The sequence below is a fragment of the Derxia gummosa DSM 723 genome, assembly GCF_000482785.1.
Lineage (GTDB): Bacteria > Pseudomonadota > Gammaproteobacteria > Burkholderiales > Burkholderiaceae_E > Derxia > Derxia gummosa.
Genome location: NZ_KI519499.1, coordinates 78870 through 95806, shown reverse-complemented (window position 1 = coordinate 95806; position 16937 = coordinate 78870). Strand labels below are relative to the sequence as shown.

General features: G+C 68.2%; 12 protein-coding genes. 8 read left to right on the top strand and 4 right to left on the bottom strand.

Features of this window, described 5'->3' with window-relative positions:
- Positions 1 to 15 precede the first annotated feature (15 nt).
- The 5 genes from aceF (at position 16) to phoU (ending at position 7654) form a co-directional block, all read left to right on the top strand.
- On the top strand, positions 16 to 1689 hold the full coding sequence (aceF, locus tag H566_RS0117915) for a dihydrolipoyllysine-residue acetyltransferase (RefSeq protein WP_028312513.1): 1674 nt from the start codon (positions 16 to 18) through the stop codon (positions 1687 to 1689).
- Between the two features lie 140 nt (positions 1690 to 1829).
- The gene (locus tag H566_RS26135; protein ID WP_156924492.1) at positions 1830 to 3962 is read left to right on the top strand and encodes an AsmA family protein; all 2133 of its coding nucleotides are present in this window, start codon (positions 1830 to 1832) and stop codon (positions 3960 to 3962) included.
- A gap of 75 nt (positions 3963 to 4037) precedes the next feature.
- Positions 4038 to 5873 (top strand): dihydrolipoyl dehydrogenase, encoded by a 1836-nt coding sequence (gene lpdA / locus H566_RS0117905; RefSeq protein WP_028312512.1) that lies wholly within the window; start codon positions 4038 to 4040, stop codon positions 5871 to 5873.
- Between the two features lie 301 nt (positions 5874 to 6174).
- Positions 6175 to 6891, top strand: a complete 717-nt coding sequence (gene rpiA / locus H566_RS0117900) for a ribose-5-phosphate isomerase RpiA (RefSeq protein ID WP_028312511.1) — start codon at positions 6175 to 6177, stop codon at positions 6889 to 6891.
- Positions 6892 to 6952: 61 nt separating this feature from the next.
- Positions 6953 to 7654, top strand: coding sequence for a phosphate signaling complex protein PhoU (gene phoU / locus H566_RS0117895; protein ID WP_028312510.1), 702 nt, complete (start codon positions 6953 to 6955; stop codon positions 7652 to 7654).
- 90 nt (positions 7655 to 7744) lie between these two features.
- Here phoU and H566_RS0117890 read toward each other — a convergent pair whose 3' ends face one another.
- Complete coding sequence (locus H566_RS0117890) at positions 7745 to 8020, bottom strand: oxidative damage protection protein (RefSeq protein ID WP_028312509.1); 276 nt, start codon at positions 8018 to 8020, stop codon at positions 7745 to 7747.
- A gap of 107 nt (positions 8021 to 8127) precedes the next feature.
- On the opposite strand from H566_RS0117890, the gene H566_RS26130 reads away from it, so the two are divergent.
- Positions 8128 to 8817 carry a sensor histidine kinase gene (locus tag H566_RS26130; RefSeq protein WP_051378954.1) on the top strand — a complete coding sequence of 230 codons (690 nt, stop codon included), beginning with the start codon at positions 8128 to 8130 and terminating at the stop codon, positions 8815 to 8817.
- Positions 8814 to 9515, top strand: coding sequence for a response regulator transcription factor (locus H566_RS0117880; protein WP_084545262.1), 702 nt, complete (start codon positions 8814 to 8816; stop codon positions 9513 to 9515). Before H566_RS26130 ends, H566_RS0117880 begins: the two co-directional genes overlap by 4 nt.
- A gap of 91 nt (positions 9516 to 9606) precedes the next feature.
- On the opposite strand, the gene argA is transcribed toward H566_RS0117880, so the two are convergent.
- Positions 9607 to 11004 (bottom strand): amino-acid N-acetyltransferase, encoded by a 1398-nt coding sequence (argA, locus tag H566_RS0117875; protein WP_425387963.1) that lies wholly within the window; start codon positions 11002 to 11004, stop codon positions 9607 to 9609.
- A 53-nt stretch (positions 11005 to 11057) separates the two neighbouring features.
- Here argA and H566_RS30185 point away from each other — a divergent pair, with 53 nt between their 5' ends.
- Positions 11058 to 15650 (top strand): DUF3418 domain-containing protein, encoded by a 4593-nt coding sequence (locus H566_RS30185; protein WP_051378953.1) that lies wholly within the window; start codon positions 11058 to 11060, stop codon positions 15648 to 15650.
- 87 nt (positions 15651 to 15737) lie between these two features.
- On the opposite strand, the gene H566_RS0117865 is transcribed toward H566_RS30185, so the two are convergent.
- Positions 15738 to 16151 (bottom strand): ExbD/TolR family protein, encoded by a 414-nt coding sequence (locus tag H566_RS0117865; protein ID WP_028312506.1) that lies wholly within the window; start codon positions 16149 to 16151, stop codon positions 15738 to 15740.
- A 25-nt stretch (positions 16152 to 16176) separates the two neighbouring features.
- A complete protein-coding gene (locus tag H566_RS0117860) occupies positions 16177 to 16929 on the bottom strand; it encodes a MotA/TolQ/ExbB proton channel family protein (RefSeq protein ID WP_028312505.1) in 753 nt (250 codons plus the stop codon).
- Positions 16930 to 16937: the final 8 nt, after the last annotated feature.

Sequence of the window (16937 nt, the reverse complement as noted above, 5' to 3'; positions counted from 1 at the left end):
ACAACGGAGATTCAATTGAGTCTGGTTGAAGTGAAGATCCCCGACATCGGGGATTCGAAGGACGTCGAAGTCATCGAAGTCCTCGTCAAGGTCGGCGACGTGGTGAAGGTCGAGCAAAGCCTCATCACGCTCGAATCGGACAAGGCCTCGATGGAAGTCCCGTCGAGCGCCGCCGGCGTGGTCAAGGAAGTGAAGATCAAGCTCGGCGACAAGGCCAACACCGGCGACCTCGTGCTGCTGCTCGAAGCCGAAGGCGCGGCCGCCGCCGCTCCGGCGCCGGCCGCGAGTGCGCCGGCGCCCGCTGCGCCGGTGGCTTCAGCCCCAGCGCCGAGCGCGCCCGAGGGCAGCGACGCGCCCACGGGCGTGGGCGGCATCGTCGAGGTGCGCGTGCCCGACATCGGCGACTCGAAGGACGTCGAGCTGATCGAGGTGCTGGTGAAAGTGGGCGACACCATCAAGGTGGAGCAGAGCCTCATCACGCTCGAATCGGACAAGGCCTCGATGGAAGTCCCGTCGAGCGCCGCCGGCGTTCTGAAGGAACTCAAGGTCAAGCTCGGCGACAAGCTGAACAGCGGCGACCTGATCGGCCTGGTCGAAGTCGCGGGTGGCGCAGCCGCTCCGGCATCGGCCGCGAGTGCTGCGGCGCCCGCCGCCGCGCCGGCCCAGGCTCCCGCCGTCGTGACCGCGCCGCCGCCGGCTTCGGCCGCGCGCCCGGCGCCGCCGACCGCACCCGAAGTCGAGGTGCCGCTGGCCCAGCGCCCGCACGCCTCGCCGTCGGTGCGCAAGTTCGCGCGTGAACTCGGCGTCGATCTGAGCGGCGTGACCGGCTCGGGCAGCAAGGGCCGCATCACGACCGAGGATGTGCAGGCCTATGTCAAGGGCGTGATCGCCGCCGCCAAGGCTGCGCCGGCCGCCGCGCCCGCCGCCGCCGGCAAGTCGCTCGGCGGTGGTCTGGACCTGCTGCCGTGGCCGAAGATCGACTTCAGCAAGTTCGGCGAGACCAAGGTCGAGCCGCTGTCGCGCATCAAGAAGCTCAGCGGCCAGAACCTCGCGCGCAACTGGGTGATGATTCCTCACGTCACGCAGTTCGACGAAGCCGACGTGACCGAACTCGAACAGTTCCGCAAGGACACGAACGAGGCACTCGCCAAGCAGGGCGTGAAGGTCACGATGCTCGCCTTCGTCATGAAGGCCTGCGTCGCCGCGCTCAAGAAGTTCCCGGCCTTCAACAGCTCGCTCGACGAGACCGGCGCCAACCTGATCCTCAAGCAGTACTACCACCTCGGCTTCGCGGCGGACACGCCCAACGGCCTCGTGGTGCCGGTGCTGCGCGACGTGGACAAGAAGGGCGTCGCCCAGCTCGCCAAGGAGACGGCCGAACTCGCCGCCAAGGCGCGCGACGGCAAGCTGTCGGGTGCCGACATGCAGGGCGCGAGCTTCACCATCTCGTCGCTCGGCGGCGTGGGTGGCACGGCCTTCACGCCGATCATCAACGCGCCGGAAGTGGCGATCCTTGGCCTGAGCAAGACCGAGATCAAGCCCAAGTGGGACGGCAAGGCCTTCCAGCCCAAGCTGATGCTCCCGCTGTCGCTGAGCTACGACCACCGCGTGATCGACGGCGCCCAGGCGGCGCGCTTCACCACCTACCTGTCGGACGTGCTGGCCGACATGCGCCGCGTGCTCATCTGATCGCCGGCCTGCGCGTTTGTCCCTAGCCGGGCGACGCGCGGGCTGCAAGCGGCGTATCAGGCGATTTCGCGGTTTGGGCGGGAAGCGGCCCGCGAGCCAAGGTGGATTTCATCTTCACCTTCGGCTCAGAGGTCGCTCCCATGCCCGACGACAGCAATCACGGGGCGCATGCCCCGAATCCGGCGCACCGCGCGGCCGGGCGGCGCTCGCCGCTCGCGCGCGCGGGTCGTGCGCTGGCCATCTTCGTGGCGCTGATCGCGCTTCTGCTCATCGCACTCGTCGTGTTCGTCTCGACCGTCAATCTCAACCGCTTCACGCCCTGGATCAACGACCGGGTCTCGGACGCGCTCGACCGGCGTTTCGAGATCGGCGGCGACCTCGGCGTGGACTGGCGGCGTGGCGACGAGGGCGAGGGTTTCTGGGCGCGCGTGGTGCCGCATCCCGAACTGCGCGCGGGCGATCTGCGCATCGCCAACACCGACTGGGCCATCGCCGAAGGGCGGCCGGCGCGGATGGTGGACGTGAAGGAACTGCGCCTCGACCTCGCGCCGATGGCGCTGTTCGCGCACACGCTGCGGCTGCGCTCGCTGGTCGTGCGCGGGCCGTCGGTGGACCTGCGTCGCGAGCAGGACCGCAACAACTGGACCTTCAAGCAGGACGACGACAAGCAGCCGTCCAAATGGAAGGTCGAGGTGCGGTCGCTGGAGATCGACCAGGGCCACTTCGTGTATTCCGACGCGCCGCAGAAGCTCGACCTCGCCTTCGACTGGCAGACGGTCGAGCCGCCGCGCGACGGCAAGTACGGCCTGGCCTTCACGCTCGGCGGCAAGTTCCGCGATGCGCCGGTCAAGGGCGAGGGCGAGCTGGGCCGCGTGCTGACGCTCAACCAGCCGGGCGTGCGTTTTCCGGCGCGCGCGACGGCGAGCGTGGGCAAGACCCGCGCCGAGGCCGAGGGCATTGTCGAGAACCCGCTCGCGCTGTCGGGCATCGACTTCCGTCTCAAGGTCGAGGCCGAGTCGATGGCCGACCTGTATGCGCTGACGGGCATCGTGCTGCCGGCGACCTCGCCGTTCCGCACCGAGGGGCGGCTCGCCGGCAGCCTCGCGCCGGCCGAGGCGACGTGGCGCTATGAAGACTTCACCGGGCAGGTGGGGCAGAGCGACATCGCGGGCCGGCTGGCCTATGTGTCGCATGCGCCGCGTCCGCGCTTCGAGGGCGAGTTCCGCTCGAAGCAGCTGCGGCTGGTCGATCTCGGGCCGCTGATCGGCGTCAAGCCCAATCAGGCGGCGGACAAGTCGGCCACCGCGAGCGGCGCGCCGAAGCACGACCAGGCCGGCACGCCCGGCAAGGTGCTGCCGCGCACGAAGTTCGATACCTCGCGCTGGAAGACGATGGACGTGGACGTGAAGTTCACCGGCGCGCAGGTGCTCAACGATGCGTCGATCCCGCTCGCCGACCTCAAGTTCCACGCCGTGCTCGACAACGGCCGGCTGACGATCGACCCCTTCGACTTCGGCCTCGCGGGCGGCCGCGTCGATGCCAAGGTGGCGCTCGACAGCGCGCAATCGCCGCTCGACGCCGGCATGGACCTGCGCGCGACCGGCCTGCGGCTGTCGCGGCTGTTTCCGGAGCAGGAGCTGCTGCGCAAGAGCGTGGGCGAGATCAACGGCGCGGCGGCGATCACCTCGCGCGGCGATTCGGTCGGCGAGCTGCTCGGCAACGGCGACGGCGAACTCAAGTTCGTCACGCGCGAGGGCGTGCTCAGCAAGCAGCTGCTGGAACTGGCCGGGCTCAACCTCGGCAGCGTGGTGGTCGGCCAGCTGTTCGGCGACAAGACCGTGCCGCTGCATTGCGCGCTCATCGACATGAACCTGAACGACGGCGTCGCGCGCGTGCGCCGCGCCGAGCTGGCGACCGAGCCGGCGCGCATCGACATCACCGGTCAGGCCAGCTTCCGCGACGAGACGCTCGACCTGCGCGTGAAGCCCGACGCGACGGGGCTGCGCATCGTGTCGCTGCGCACGCCGATCGACGTGAAGGGCACGTTCGCCAATCCGGATGTGTCGCTCGACAAGGGGCCGTTGCTGGCGCGGGCGGCGGGCGCGGTGGCGCTCGGCCTCGTGGCCGCGCCGGCCGCGATCATTCCCCTGATCGTTCCCGGCCTCGAACACCAGCCGAACGCCGATTGCGCGCAACTGCTCGCGGCAGGCAGCCGGCCCGCGACGGCGCCGGACGGCAGCAAGGCCGCTGTCCCGCGCCAGAAACCTCACTGAACCAGGCTTTCGATCCAGAACAGCCAACGGCGGACCACGAGTCCGCTTCCCCCAAGAAGCAAGGAGAGAGATGCGATGAGCCAGATCATCGAAGTGACCGTCCCGGACATCGGCGATTTCGACGCGGTCGAAGTCATCGAGGTGCTCGTCAAGCCGGGCGACAAGATCGCGAAGGAGCAGAGCCTCATCACGCTCGAATCGGACAAGGCTTCGATGGAAGTGCCGTCGGACGCGGCCGGCGTGGTCAAGGAGATCAAGGTCAAGGTCGGCGACAAGGTGAGCAAGGGATCGGTGATCCTGCTGGCCGAGAGCGATGGCGCCGCCGCACCCGCCACCGCCCCGGCCGCGCCCGCGTCGGCCGCCACGCCGGTGCCCGCGCCCGCCGTGCAGTCGTCGCCCGCGCCGGTGCCGGCCGCCGCGCCCGCGCCGGCCTCGGTACCCGCGCCGAATGCCGCGCCTGCGTACACCGGCAAGGTTGACCATACCTGCCGCATGCTGGTGCTCGGCGCCGGCCCCGGCGGCTATTCGGCCGCCTTCCGCTCGGCCGACCTCGGCATGGACACGATCATCGTCGAGCGCTACGCGACGCTCGGCGGCGTCTGCCTGAATGTGGGCTGCATCCCGTCGAAGGCGCTGCTGCACGTCGCGGCCGTGATGGACGAGGCCTCGCATTTCGCCGATCTGGGCGTCGAGTTCGCCGCGCCGAAGATCGACATCGACAAGCTGCGCGCCCACAAGGAGAAGGTGGTCGGCAAGCTCACGGGCGGCCTCGCCGGCATGGCCAAGGCGCGCAAGGTGCGCACGGTGCGCGGCGTCGGCCGCTTCATCGACAGCCATCACCTCGAAGTGTCGGTCGCGAGCGGCACCGGCCAGGAGCTGACGGGCGAGAAGCAGGTCATCAAGTTCGAGCAGGCCATCATCGCAGCCGGCTCGCAGCCGGTGAAGCTGCCGTTCGTGCCCGAAGACCCGCGCATCGTGGACAGCACCGGCGCGCTCGAACTGCGCCAGGTGCCCAAGAAGATGCTCGTGATCGGCGGCGGCATCATCGGCCTCGAAATGGCCACGGTGTACTCGACGCTCGGCGCACGCATCGACGTGGTCGAGATGATGGACGGCCTCATGGTCGGTCCCGACCGCGACCTCGTGAACGTCTGGCAGAAGTACAACGCGAAGCGGTTCGACAAGGTCATGCTCAAGACGAAGACCGTCGGCGTCGAGGCCAAGCCGGAAGGCATCGCCGTCACGTTCGAGGGCGAGCAGGCGCCGGCCGAGCCGCAGCTGTACGACTTGGTGCTCGTGGCCGTCGGCCGCTCGCCCAACGGCAAGAAGATCGGCGCCGAGGCCGCCGGCGTGGCCGTGACCGATCGCGGCTTCATCCCGGTTGACAGGCAGATGCGCACCAACGTGCCGCACATCTTCGCGATCGGCGATCTGGTCGGCCAGCCGATGCTCGCGCACAAGGCGGTGCATGAGGCGCATGTGGCGGCCGAGGCGGCGGCGGGCGAGAAGGCCTTCTTCGACGCGCGCGTGATTCCGGGCGTGGCCTACACCGATCCGGAAGTGGCCTGGGTCGGCACGACCGAAGACGAGGCCAAGAAGGCGGGCATCAAGGTCAAGGTCGGCAAGTTCCCCTGGGCCGCGTCGGGCCGCGCGATCGCCAACACGCGCGACGAGGGCTTCACCAAGCTGATCTTCGACGAGGCGTCGCACAAGATCATCGGCGGCGGCATCGTCGGCACGCATGCCGGCGATTTCATCGGCGAGGTCGCGCTCGCGATCGAGATGGGCGCCGACGTGGTGGACATCGCCAAGACCATCCATCCGCACCCGACGCTCGGCGAGTCGATCGGCATGGCGGCGGAAGTGGCCGAGGGCGTCTGCACCGATCTGCCGCCCGCGCGCAAGAAGTGATGATCGCGGGCGGTGCCTGGGCGCACCGCTTGCAAGCGCTTTCAGTGCTCCGCCTTCCCGGGGGAGCGGCTGTACCCGTCGGCGCCTGCCGCCGACGAACCGGACGCCGGTGCCGCCACGAGCGGCATCGGCGTTCTTCATTCACGAGCGTTGCCGGAGGCCTTCATTCAGACGTGTCATCGCGGTGCTGCCGGCAGGCGCGTCGCGCCTAGGGCTTGCCTGTGCTTGGCAGGCTTCTTGCGCAATGCATCACGAGGCCGCTGCTACACTGGCCTGCCACCCCCAAGACAAGTCTGCATCGATGACTCAGGACGAACTCAAGCAGGCCGTTGCGCTGGCCGCCGTCGAGACGATCAAGCCCTACCTCGGCACGGGCGCCGCGCTCGGCATCGGCACCGGCTCCACCGCCGACCTCTTCATCGACGCGCTTGCGCCGTATGCGCGCGAGATCGGCGGCACCGTCGCCAGCAGCGAACGCAGCGCCATCCGTCTCAAGAAGCACGGCATCGAGGTGCTCGACCTCAACAGCGTGCGCGACATCCCGGTGTATGTGGACGGTGCCGACGAGATCGACCATGGCATGCACATGATCAAAGGCGGCGGCGGCGCGCAGACGCGCGAGAAGATCGTCGCGGCCGTGGCCGACAGGTTCGTCTGCATCGCTGACGAGTCCAAGCTCGTGAACACGCTCGGCAAGTTCCCGCTGCCGGTCGAGGTGATTCCGCTCGCGCGCAGCTATGTGGCGCGCCAGCTCATGAAGCTCGCGGCCGAGCATCCGATGGTCGAGGTCAACTGGCGCCTCAAGCCGGATGGCAGCGCCTTCATGACCGACAACGGCTGCGTGATCCTCGACGTCAAGGGACTGAGCATTGCCGATCCGGTCGAGCTCGAAGGGCGTCTGAACCAGATTCCGGGCATCGTCACCCACGGCATCTTCGCGCGCCGCCCGGCCGATGTGCTGCTGCTCGGCACGTCCACCGGCGTGCGCACGATCACCGCCGCATCGCATACGAAATGACACGCGAGCGTCATGCGGCGCCGCTAGCTTCCAGAACTCCACGCCACACCCGAGTGCCCAGATGAGCGATCACATCTCCAAGCAGTACGACAGCGAACTCGAAGCGGTCCGCAACAAGGTTCTCCAGATGGGTGGCCTGGTCGAGCAGCAGATCAGCAAGGCGGTCGAGGCGCTCGACACGGGTGATCTCGCGCTGGTCAACGCCGTGGTCAGTGGCGATGCCCATGTCAACCGGCTCGAAGTCGAGATCGACGAGGCCTGCACCCAGATGATCGCGCGCCGCCAGCCTGCCGCCGGCGACCTGCGCGTGATCCACACGATCATGCGAATGATCACCGACCTCGAACGCATCGGCGACGAGGCCGTGAAGATCTCGCGCATGGCTCAGGCGATTTCCGAGGCCAATCGCGCGCATCTTCCGCGTGTCGAGCTCAAGCATCTCGAGAACACGGCGATCGGCATGCTGCGCCGCGCGCTCGACGCCTATGCGCGTCTCGACGTGCAGGGCGCGACCGCTGTCGTGCGCGAGGACGAGGCGGTCGACGTCGAGTACGCGTCGATCGTGCGCCAACTCATCACGCACATGATGGAAGACCCGCGCACCATCTCGCGCGCGATCGAATTGCTGTTCGTGTCGAAGGCGCTCGAACGCATCGGCGACCATTCCAAGAACATGTGCGAGTACGTGATCTACATGGTCAAGGGCCGCGACGTGCGCCATCTGGCGATCGAGGAATTCGAGCAGAGCGTTCAGCGCGACTGATGCGGCCGGCGGTGGCGCTTTCCGCGCCGCAATGAAAAACGGCGGAATGCCTCAAGGGCATTCCGCCGTTGTCGCTTGACGGAGCTGACGTCAGGCCGCGGTGGGCGGGACGTAGCCTTGGGCGGCGTCGGCGCCGTCCCCGAAGAAATGCGCTTCCATCTGCTTGGCGAGGTATTGGCGCGCGCGTGGATCGGCCAGATTGAGGCGGTTCTCGTTCACCAGCATCGTCTGGTGCTTGAGCCATTGCTGCCAAGCTTCCTTGCTGACCTTCTCGAAGATCTTCTTGCCCAGCTCACCGGGATAGGGCGGGAAGTCGAGTCCTTCGGCTTCCTTGTCGAGTTTGATGCAGTGGATGGTGCGCGGCATGGCAGGCCTCGTATGGATGGCGCTCGGTTGTCGGCGGGCTTGGGTTGAGGTGGGTTAGACTCGAATCCCGCCCGTTCGGAGGTAATGTGAACAGCATTGTAATTCCAATGCAGCGCAGCATCCTTAAGGCGACAGAGCGTGAGCAGGAACGCATCGGTCAGGAATTGCATGATGGGCTGGGTCAGCATCTGACCGGCATCGCATTTCTGGCCAAAGCGCTTGCCCGCAAGCTCGCCGACAAGGGTGCCGCGGAAGCCAGCGACGCTGAAAAGCTGGTTCAACTCATCAATCGATCCGTCTCGATGACGCGCAATCTGGCCCATGGATTGCGCCCGGTGGGTGACGAAGACAATGCGCTGATGTCGGCCCTGCGCCAAATGGCGATCGATGTGGCCGATCTGTTCAAGATCGAATGCCGCTTCATCAATGACGAGCCGGTGTTGATTGGCAGCCAGTATGTTGCACATCACCTGTTTCGAATTGCACAGGAAGCGGTGAACAACGCAATCAAGCACGGTCATCCCAATCGGATCGATATAGAACTCGAACTCAAGCCGCGTCGCGGTGGAAAGCATTCGAACATCGTCCTGACCATCAGCAATGACGGGGCGCTGTTTGCAAGCGATGTCGACAGCAACGCCGGGATGGGATTGGCGGGAATGCGTTATCGAGCCCAGCTTATCGGCGCTAAGATCGCCTTTCGCAAGATGCAAAGACCGGTAGGGGTTTCGATTACCGTTGACGAGCGAAAGGCTCAGACGCTTGAAGAACCTCCCGGAGACGGAGAATTGGAATGATCAACGAACAGCCCGCCAACGAGACGGGTGGCGCCACCGGCGCAAACGAACAGCTGGTTCCGGCACGCATCGTGATCGTGGACGATCACACCATCGTGCGTCATGGCATTGCGGAGCTGCTGCATCGGGAACCTGATTTGCGTGTCGTGGCCGAGGCCGGGGATGCCGAAGAAGCCATCAATGTAATCAGCAATACCGAGCTCGATCTGGCGATTGTCGACATTTCGATGCCGGGCATGAGCGGTATTGATCTGGTGAAGCGTCTGGTCGAAATCCGCCCCGAATTGCCGATCATCATGATGAGCATGCATGACGAATCGCTTTACAGCGATCGTGCCTATCGCGCGGGCGCCAAGGGCTATGTGATGAAGCAGGAGGCGTCGGATCGCCTTTTGCTGGCGATTCGCAAGGTGCTGAAGGGTGGCGTGTATGTGAGCGACCGGATGCAGACGATCATGCTCCAGCGCTATCTGAATGCCGGCGATTCGGTGAGTTTCATCGACAATCTCACCGACCGCGAATTCGAAATTCTGCGGCTCATCGGTCAGGGGCTTTCGGTGCAGGACATTGCTGAAAAGCTCGGACGCAGCGCCAAGACCATCGAGGCGCATCGCGCCAACCTGCGCGAGAAGCTCGGCATCCGCAAGGCTGCCGAGCTGACGCGCTTTGCGACGCAATGGGTGGAGCGCGGCAACTGAACCTCAACCTGGGGGCGCGTCGTCGTTTTCATGACGACGCGCGGCTCGCAGCCTTATCGGACGGCCCGCCTTGCGCGGGCCGTCGGCGTTTTCAGAGCTGCTTGATGTAGACCTGACTGTTGCGCGAGCGGTCGATGGCGCGCTGCTTTTCGGGCGGCAGCGCATCAAGGCTGGTCTGGACGAAGCCTCGCTTGAGGAACCAGTGCGCGGTGCGGGTCGTGAGCACGAACAGCCGCGTCAGGCCTTCCTCGCGGGCGCGCTGCTCGATGTGCTTGAGCAGCCGCTCGCCGTCGCCGAGGCCCTGGGCTTCGGGCACGACGGTGAGGCAGGCCATCTCGCCCATGCGCTGGTCGGGGTAGGGGTGGAGCGCGGCGCAGCCGAAGATGCGGCGGTCGTGCTCAATGATCGAGAAGGCGGAGATGTCGCGCTCGATCACGCCTCGGCCGCGCGGCACGAGGGTGCCGTCGGCTTCGAGCGGTTCGATGAGCGTGAGGATGGCGCCGACGTCGTCGGGGCCGGCTTCGCGCAGGAATTCGAGATCGTCGCGGCTGATCATCGTGCCGACGCCGTCATGCGTGAATACTTCCAGCAGCGCCGCGCCGTCGATGTCGAACGGGATCATGTGGGCGCGCGGCACGTCGGCCTCGCAGGCGCGCAGGCAGTGGCGCAGATAGACGGCGGTGTCGGCTTCGAGTTTGCCGCCGTCGAGCAGGGCCTTGGCCGAGCGCTCCGACAGCTCGCGCGTGAGTTCGCCGAGTTCATCGACGATGCCGGGGATTTCGGTGAGGAAGATGAGCTTTTCGGCCTTGAGCGCAATCGCGATGCTCGTCGCGACGTCTTCCATCGACAGGTTGAAGGCCTCGCCCGTCGGCGAGAAGCCGAGCGGCGACAGCAGCACGACCGCGCGCGAATTGAGCGCGAGCTGGATCTGGTCGATCGCGATCTTGCGCACGACGCCGGTGTGCTCGAAGTCGACGCCGCCGAGCACGCCGACCGGCTTGGCGGTCACGAAGTTGCCCGACATGACGCGGATGTCGGCATTGGCCATCGGCGTGTTGGCGAGGCCCTGAGAGAACGCGGCCTCGATGTCGAGGCGGATTTCGCCGGAGGCTTCCTTGACGCATTCGAGCGCGGCGTCGTCGGTGACGCGGCGGCCGTCGTGGAAGCGGCTTTCGCGGTGTCGCAGCCGCAACTGCTCCTCGATCTGCGGTCGGCAACCGTGCACGACCACCACGCGAATGCCCAGCGCGCGCAGCAGCGCGATGTCCTGCACCGTCTGCGCGAGCTTGCCGGCCTGGATCATCTCGCCCGGGAAGGCGATGACGAAGACCTTGCGCTTGAACGCATGGATGTAGGGCGCGACGGCGCGGAACCAGTCGACGAAGCGGGCGCGACTGGCGGCGTCGTCGGGGGCGGTAACGGAGGCGGTGGAGTAGGGCACGGTGGCGGGGGCAGGCGCGAGGGTGGCAGCAGGTGGCTCGGACACGATGGAAGGTCAGTCTGGGTCAGGGGAAAAAGGGACGAAATTCTATAATCCGCGCGATGCAAGAACCCCGCGTCCGGGCCGAACGGCGCCCGCCAGCCAACCCCGTCCCTCCCATCACCTTTCCCGAAGAGCTGCCGGTCAGCGCCCGGCGTGACGAGATCACGCGCGCGCTGCGCGAGCATCAGGTCGTCGTCGTCAGCGGCGAGACTGGTTCGGGCAAGACCACCCAGTTGCCCAAGATCTGTCTCGCGCTCGGACGCGGGCTGGGCGCGGGCGGCACCGGCCTCATCGGCCACACCCAGCCGCGCCGGCTCGCGGCCACGTCGGTCGCCAAGCGCATCGCGGTCGAGATCGGCTCGCCGGTGGGCGAGCACGTGGGCTACAAGATCCGCTTCAACGACAAGCTGTCGCCGGGCGCCTCGGTCAAGCTGATGACCGACGGCGTGCTGCTGGCCGAGACCCAGAGCGATCCGCTGCTGCGCGCCTACGACACGATCATCATCGACGAGGCGCACGAGCGGTCGCTCAACATCGACTTCCTGCTCGGCTATCTGCGCCAGATCCTGCCGCGCCGGCCCGACCTGAAGATCATCGTCACGTCGGCCACGATCGACGCCGCGCGCTTCGCCGAGCATTTCGCGTCGGCGCGCGGACCGGCGCCGGTCATCGAGGTGAGCGGGCGCATGTATCCGGTCGAGGTGCGCTATCGGCCTTGGGGCGACGCGCGCATGGACGACGGCCGGCAGCGCGCCGGCTCGGGCTCCGGCGAGGCCGGCGGCCGCGATGCCGGCGCCGCCTCGGGCCGCGACGGCTGGGCTACCCGCGCCGATGCCGCCCGCCAGCGTGAGCGCGAGGACCGCGACCTGAACGACGCCATCCTCGACGCGGTGGACGAACTCTCGGGCGAAGGGCGCGGCGACATCCTCGTGTTCCTGCCCGGCGAGCGCGAGATCCGCGAGGCAGCGGAGGCGCTGCGCAAGCAGCACCAGACGCGCGGCGGCGTGCATCCCGAGGTGATTCCGCTGTTCGCGCGGCTGTCGGTCGAGGAGCAGGACCGCGTGTTCCGGCCCACCGGCAACAGCCGTCGCATCGTGCTGGCGACCAACGTGGCCGAGACCTCGCTGACGGTGCCCGGCATCCGCTACGTCATCGACACCGGCACGGCGCGCGTCAAGCGCTACAGCTATCGGCAGAAGGTCGAGCAGTTGCAGGTCGAGCCGGTGAGCCAGGCGTCGGCCAACCAGCGCGCCGGGCGTTGCGGGCGCGTGGCGGCGGGCATCTGCGTGCGGCTGTACGACGAGGCCGACTTCAACGGCCGGCCGCGCTTCACCGATCCGGAAATCCTGCGGTCGTCGCTGGCGAGCGTCATCCTGCGCATGAAGTCGCTGCGGCTGGTGGACATCGAGAACTTCCCGTTCGTCGAGGCGCCGAGCGGGCGCGCCGTCGCCGACGGCTATGCGCTGCTGCAGGAGCTTGGTGCGCTCGACGAGCGCAACGAGCTGACCGCCATCGGCCGCGAACTCGCGCGCCTGCCGCTCGACCCGCGCATCGGCCGCATGCTCATCGCCGCGCGCGACACCGGCTGCCTGAGCGACGTGACGGTGATCGCCGCCGCGCTCTCGACGCAGGACCCGCGCGAGCGTCCGCCGATGGGCGCGGGCGCCGCGATCGAGCAGGCGGCGGACGTGGCCAACAAGCGCTTCGCCGACGAGCGCAGCGAGTTCCTCGCCATCCTCAAGCGCTGGGCCTTCCACGAGCACGCGCTGGTGCACAAGAAGAGCAACGCCAGGCTGCGCGACGAGCTGAAGGCCAACTTCCTGAACCCGCTGCGCATGCGTGAATGGCGCGATGTGCACGGCCAGCTGCATTCGACGATGGCGGAGCTGGGTTGGCGCTTCGCTGACGGCAGCGGGCGCGATCTCGACGAAGCCGCCGGCGCGGACGCTCACCCGGTGCGCGACGAGGCGGGCAAGGCCGCGCGCGATGGCCGGCCGCAAAACGGCGCGAGCGGCGCCAGCCCGGCTCACGGCCGCGCCGCCAGCGGCAGCCCGGCCAGCGGCGCGCGCCAAGGTATCGCCGCCGCCGAGCCACGCGCCATGACGCCTACCGAACAGAAGCTCGCCGCCCGCGCCGCGCGCCGCGAGGCCGAGGCCCGCATCGGCGCGCCCGACGAACTCGAATCCGCCTTCAAGCGCATCGACCATCTCTCGCGCGACGCCGTCGCCTACGAGCGGCTGCATTCCGCCATCCTCGCCGGCCTGCTCGGCAACATCGGCTGCAAGTCCGATGACGACGGCAAGCAGCGCGACGCCTTCTACAGCGGCGCGCGCGGCATCCGCTTCCTGATCTGGCCCGGCTCCAGCATGGCGAAGAAGGCCGGCCGCTGGATGATGGCCGCCGAGCTGGTCGAGACCTCGCGCCTGTTCGCGCGCACCGTCGCCAAGATCGAGCCCGAATGGCTCGAAAAGCTCGCGCCGCATCTGCTCGTGAAGAACCACAGCGAGCCGCACTGGGAGAAGCGCTCGGGCCGCGTCTGCGCCTTCGAGCGCGCGACGCTCTACGGCCTCACGGTCTATCACGGCCGGCGCGTGCCCTTCGCGAAGCTCGACGCGAAGCAGGCGCGCGACATCTTCATCCGCAGCGCGCTGGTCGAGGGCGACTACGAGCCGCGCGACAAGGGCGCGGCCGGCATGCTCGCCCACAACCTGCGACTGGTGCAGGAGATCGAGCAGCTCGAACACAAGTCGCGCCGGCTCGACGTGCTGGTGGACGAGACGCTCATCCACGCCTTCTACGATGCCCAGCTGCCCGACGAGGCCGTGGGCGCCGCCGAGTTCGAGCAGTGGTACCGCGAGGCCTCGCGCGAGAACCCGCGCCTGCTGCGCCTGAGCCGCGACGACGTGATGCGCCACGAGGCGGCCGGCATCACGACCGACCAGTTCCCCAAGCGCACCAACTTCGGCGGCGTCGAGATGGCGCTCGACTATCACTTCGAGCCGGGCAGCCCGCGCGACGGTGTGACGCTGACGGTGCCGCTCTACGCGCTCAACCTCGTGAACGAGGCGCGTTGCGACTGGCTGGTCCCGGGCATGGTCAAGGAGAAGGTACAGCTGCTGCTCAAGAGCCTGCCGCAGAAGCTGCGCCGCCATTGCGTGCCGCTGCCCGAATACGCCGAAGGCTTCACCACGCGCCAGCCCCAGCCGGGCGATGGCGACCTGGTGCTGGCGCTGATCGCCGACCTGCGCGCGCAGAAGCAGCTCAACGTGCTTGCAAGCGATTTCAAGCGCGAGACGCTGCCGGCGCATCTGGCGATGAACTTCCGCGTGGTGGATGAGCACGGGCGGCAGCTCGGTGTCGGGCGGTCGCTTGGCGCGCTGCGCGCGGAGCTGGGGCGGGTGGCGCGGGCGGAGTTCCAGAAGCTCGCGGCGGCGGTGGTGGTGCCGGAGCTGGTCGCGGGTGGCGAAGCGGGCGCGGCTTCGGATTCGGGTGACGCGGTGGTGGGCGGAGCAGCGCTGGCGAGCGACGCGGGGCGACGTGGAGCCGCCGGCGCGATCGGCGGCCGTGATGGCGCCGGCCGCGCACAGAGCGCGGCGCGGGGTGCCGGGCTCGCGGGCTTGCAAGGGCTTGCAGGCGCTTTTCGCGGCAACCCGGCCGGCGGCGGTGGCGTCGGCGATGGCGGGCGGAGTTCGGGCAATGCGGCCGTGCCCTCGGCGCCGATCGCGCCCGGCGCCGGCAATCGCGCGGCGAAGGGCGGCGCGCCGGCGGCCTCGGCCGGCGGCATCAACCGGCTCGACGGCGACGCCGAATTCACTGACTGGAGCTTCGGCGAGCTGCCCGAGCTGGTCGAGATCCAGCGCAAGGGCGGGCAGGTGCTGATCGGCTATCCGGCGCTGGTCGATGCCGGTGCGCATTGCCGGCTGGAGGTGTTCGACGAGCCGGACGAGGCGGCGCGCGCGCATCGGCGCGGCCTCATGCGGCTGGTGTCGCTGCAACTCAAGGACCAGCTCAAGTATCTCGACAAGAACATCCCCGGCCTGTCGCAGATGGCAGTGCAGTTCATGTCGCTCGGCACGCAGGCGGAACTCAAGCAGCAGATCATCGACCTCGCGCTGGAGCGCGCCTGCCTCGCCGATCCGCTGCCGGCCAATGCCGAGCAGTTCCGCGCCCGCGCGCAGGAAGGGCGCGGGCGGCTCGGACTGCTCGCGCAGGAGATCGCGCGGCTCGCGGCGGCCATCCTCACCGAGTACGCGGCGGCGCAGAAGAAGCTGCCCCAGGCCCGGCCCTTCGCGGCCGCGCACGCCGACATGACGGGGCAGATCGGTGGCCTCATGACCAAGGACTTCCTCGCGCGCCAGCCCTACGGACAGCTCACGCACTTCGCTCGCTATCTCAAGGGCGTGTCGGCGCGCATCGACAAGCTGCGCGGTGATCCCGAGCGCGACGCGGCGCGCCTTGCCGAGCTGCAACCGCTGCTCACCAACTTCCAACGCAAGCTCGCCGCGCGCAAGGGCGTGGCGGATGCGCGGCTGGAGGAGTTCCGCTGGCTGCTGGAAGAGCTGCGCATCAGCCTGTTCGCGCAGGAACTACGCACGCCGATGCCGGTGAGCGTCAAGCGTCTGCAGAAGGTGTGGGAAGCGTTGCGCGACTGAGGCATCCCGGAACGCAAACGGCCCGCTGCAATCGCTTGCAGCGGGCCGTTTCTCATGGACCGTCCGACGCGGCGCGGAGGCCGACGCTTACTTGTCCTTCGGCTGCATGACGAAGCCGAGCTTGGTCAGGCCGTGGCGCTGCACCGCCGCCATCACGGTGGCGACATGCTCGTAGGCGACGCGCTTGTCGCCGCTCAGGCGGATCTCGGGCTGGGGCTGGGTCTCGGCGGCCTGAGCCAGCTTCACGTCGAGTTCGTCGGGCGTGAGCGCGGTCTTGTCCCAGAGCACGCGGCCGTCGGCATCCACCGCCAGTTCGATCGCGGTCGGGTTCTCGGTCACGGGTGTGCTGCTGGCCTGGGGCAGGTCGATGTTCACGTCGTGCCGGATCATCGGCAGCGTCACCATGAACACCACCAGCAGCACGAGCATCACGTCCACCAGCGGCGTGGTGTTGATCTCGGGGTTGAAGTCTTCGCTGTCGTCGAGGGTGCCGAGGGCCATGGTCGTTCTCCGGTGCGGGTGGCGATCAGGCGCGGCCGGCGGCGGCCGGGATCACGGCGAGGCTGGCGCGCTCGCGGTTGCCGGCGGCGACGGTCGGCGCGAGGCGGGCGCCGGTCACGAAGTAGGAGTGCAGGTCGAAGCCGAAGCGGTTGAGCCGGCCGGCCGTGGCCTTGTTGGCGCGCACGAAGGCGTTGTAGGCGAAGCCGGCGGGGATGGCGACCGCGAGGCCGAGTGCCGTCATGATCAGCGCCTCGCCCACCGGGCCGGCCACCTTGTCGATGGTCTGCGCGCCGCTGCCGCCCATCGCGACGAGCGCGTGGTACACGCCCCAGACCGTGCCGAACAGCCCCACGAACGGCGCTGAGCCGGCGATCGACGCGAGCATCGACATGCCGCCGCTCATGCGCGCGATGGCCTCGTCGATGCTCAGGCGCAGCGAGCTGGCGAGCCAGTCGTCGAGGCGGATGCTGTCGTGCAGGGCGCCGTGGCGCTGCGAGTGGTGCTCGGCGGCGTCGCGGGTGCGCGCGGCGACGGCGTAGTAGGGGTTGTCGCGCGCGCTGCCGAGGCTCGCGAGCGCGTCGTTGAAATTGCTCGCGTCCCAGAACGAGCTTTCGGCATTGCGCGACAGCGCGCGCATGCGGGCGATCTGGACGATCTTGGTGACGATCACGTACCAGGAGCTGATCGACAGCGAGATGAGCAGCACGGTGACGCCCTTGCCGACGGCGTCGGTCTGGTTCCAGAGGCTGGCGAGGCTGAAGGCTTGGGAATGGTCCATGGCAGGGC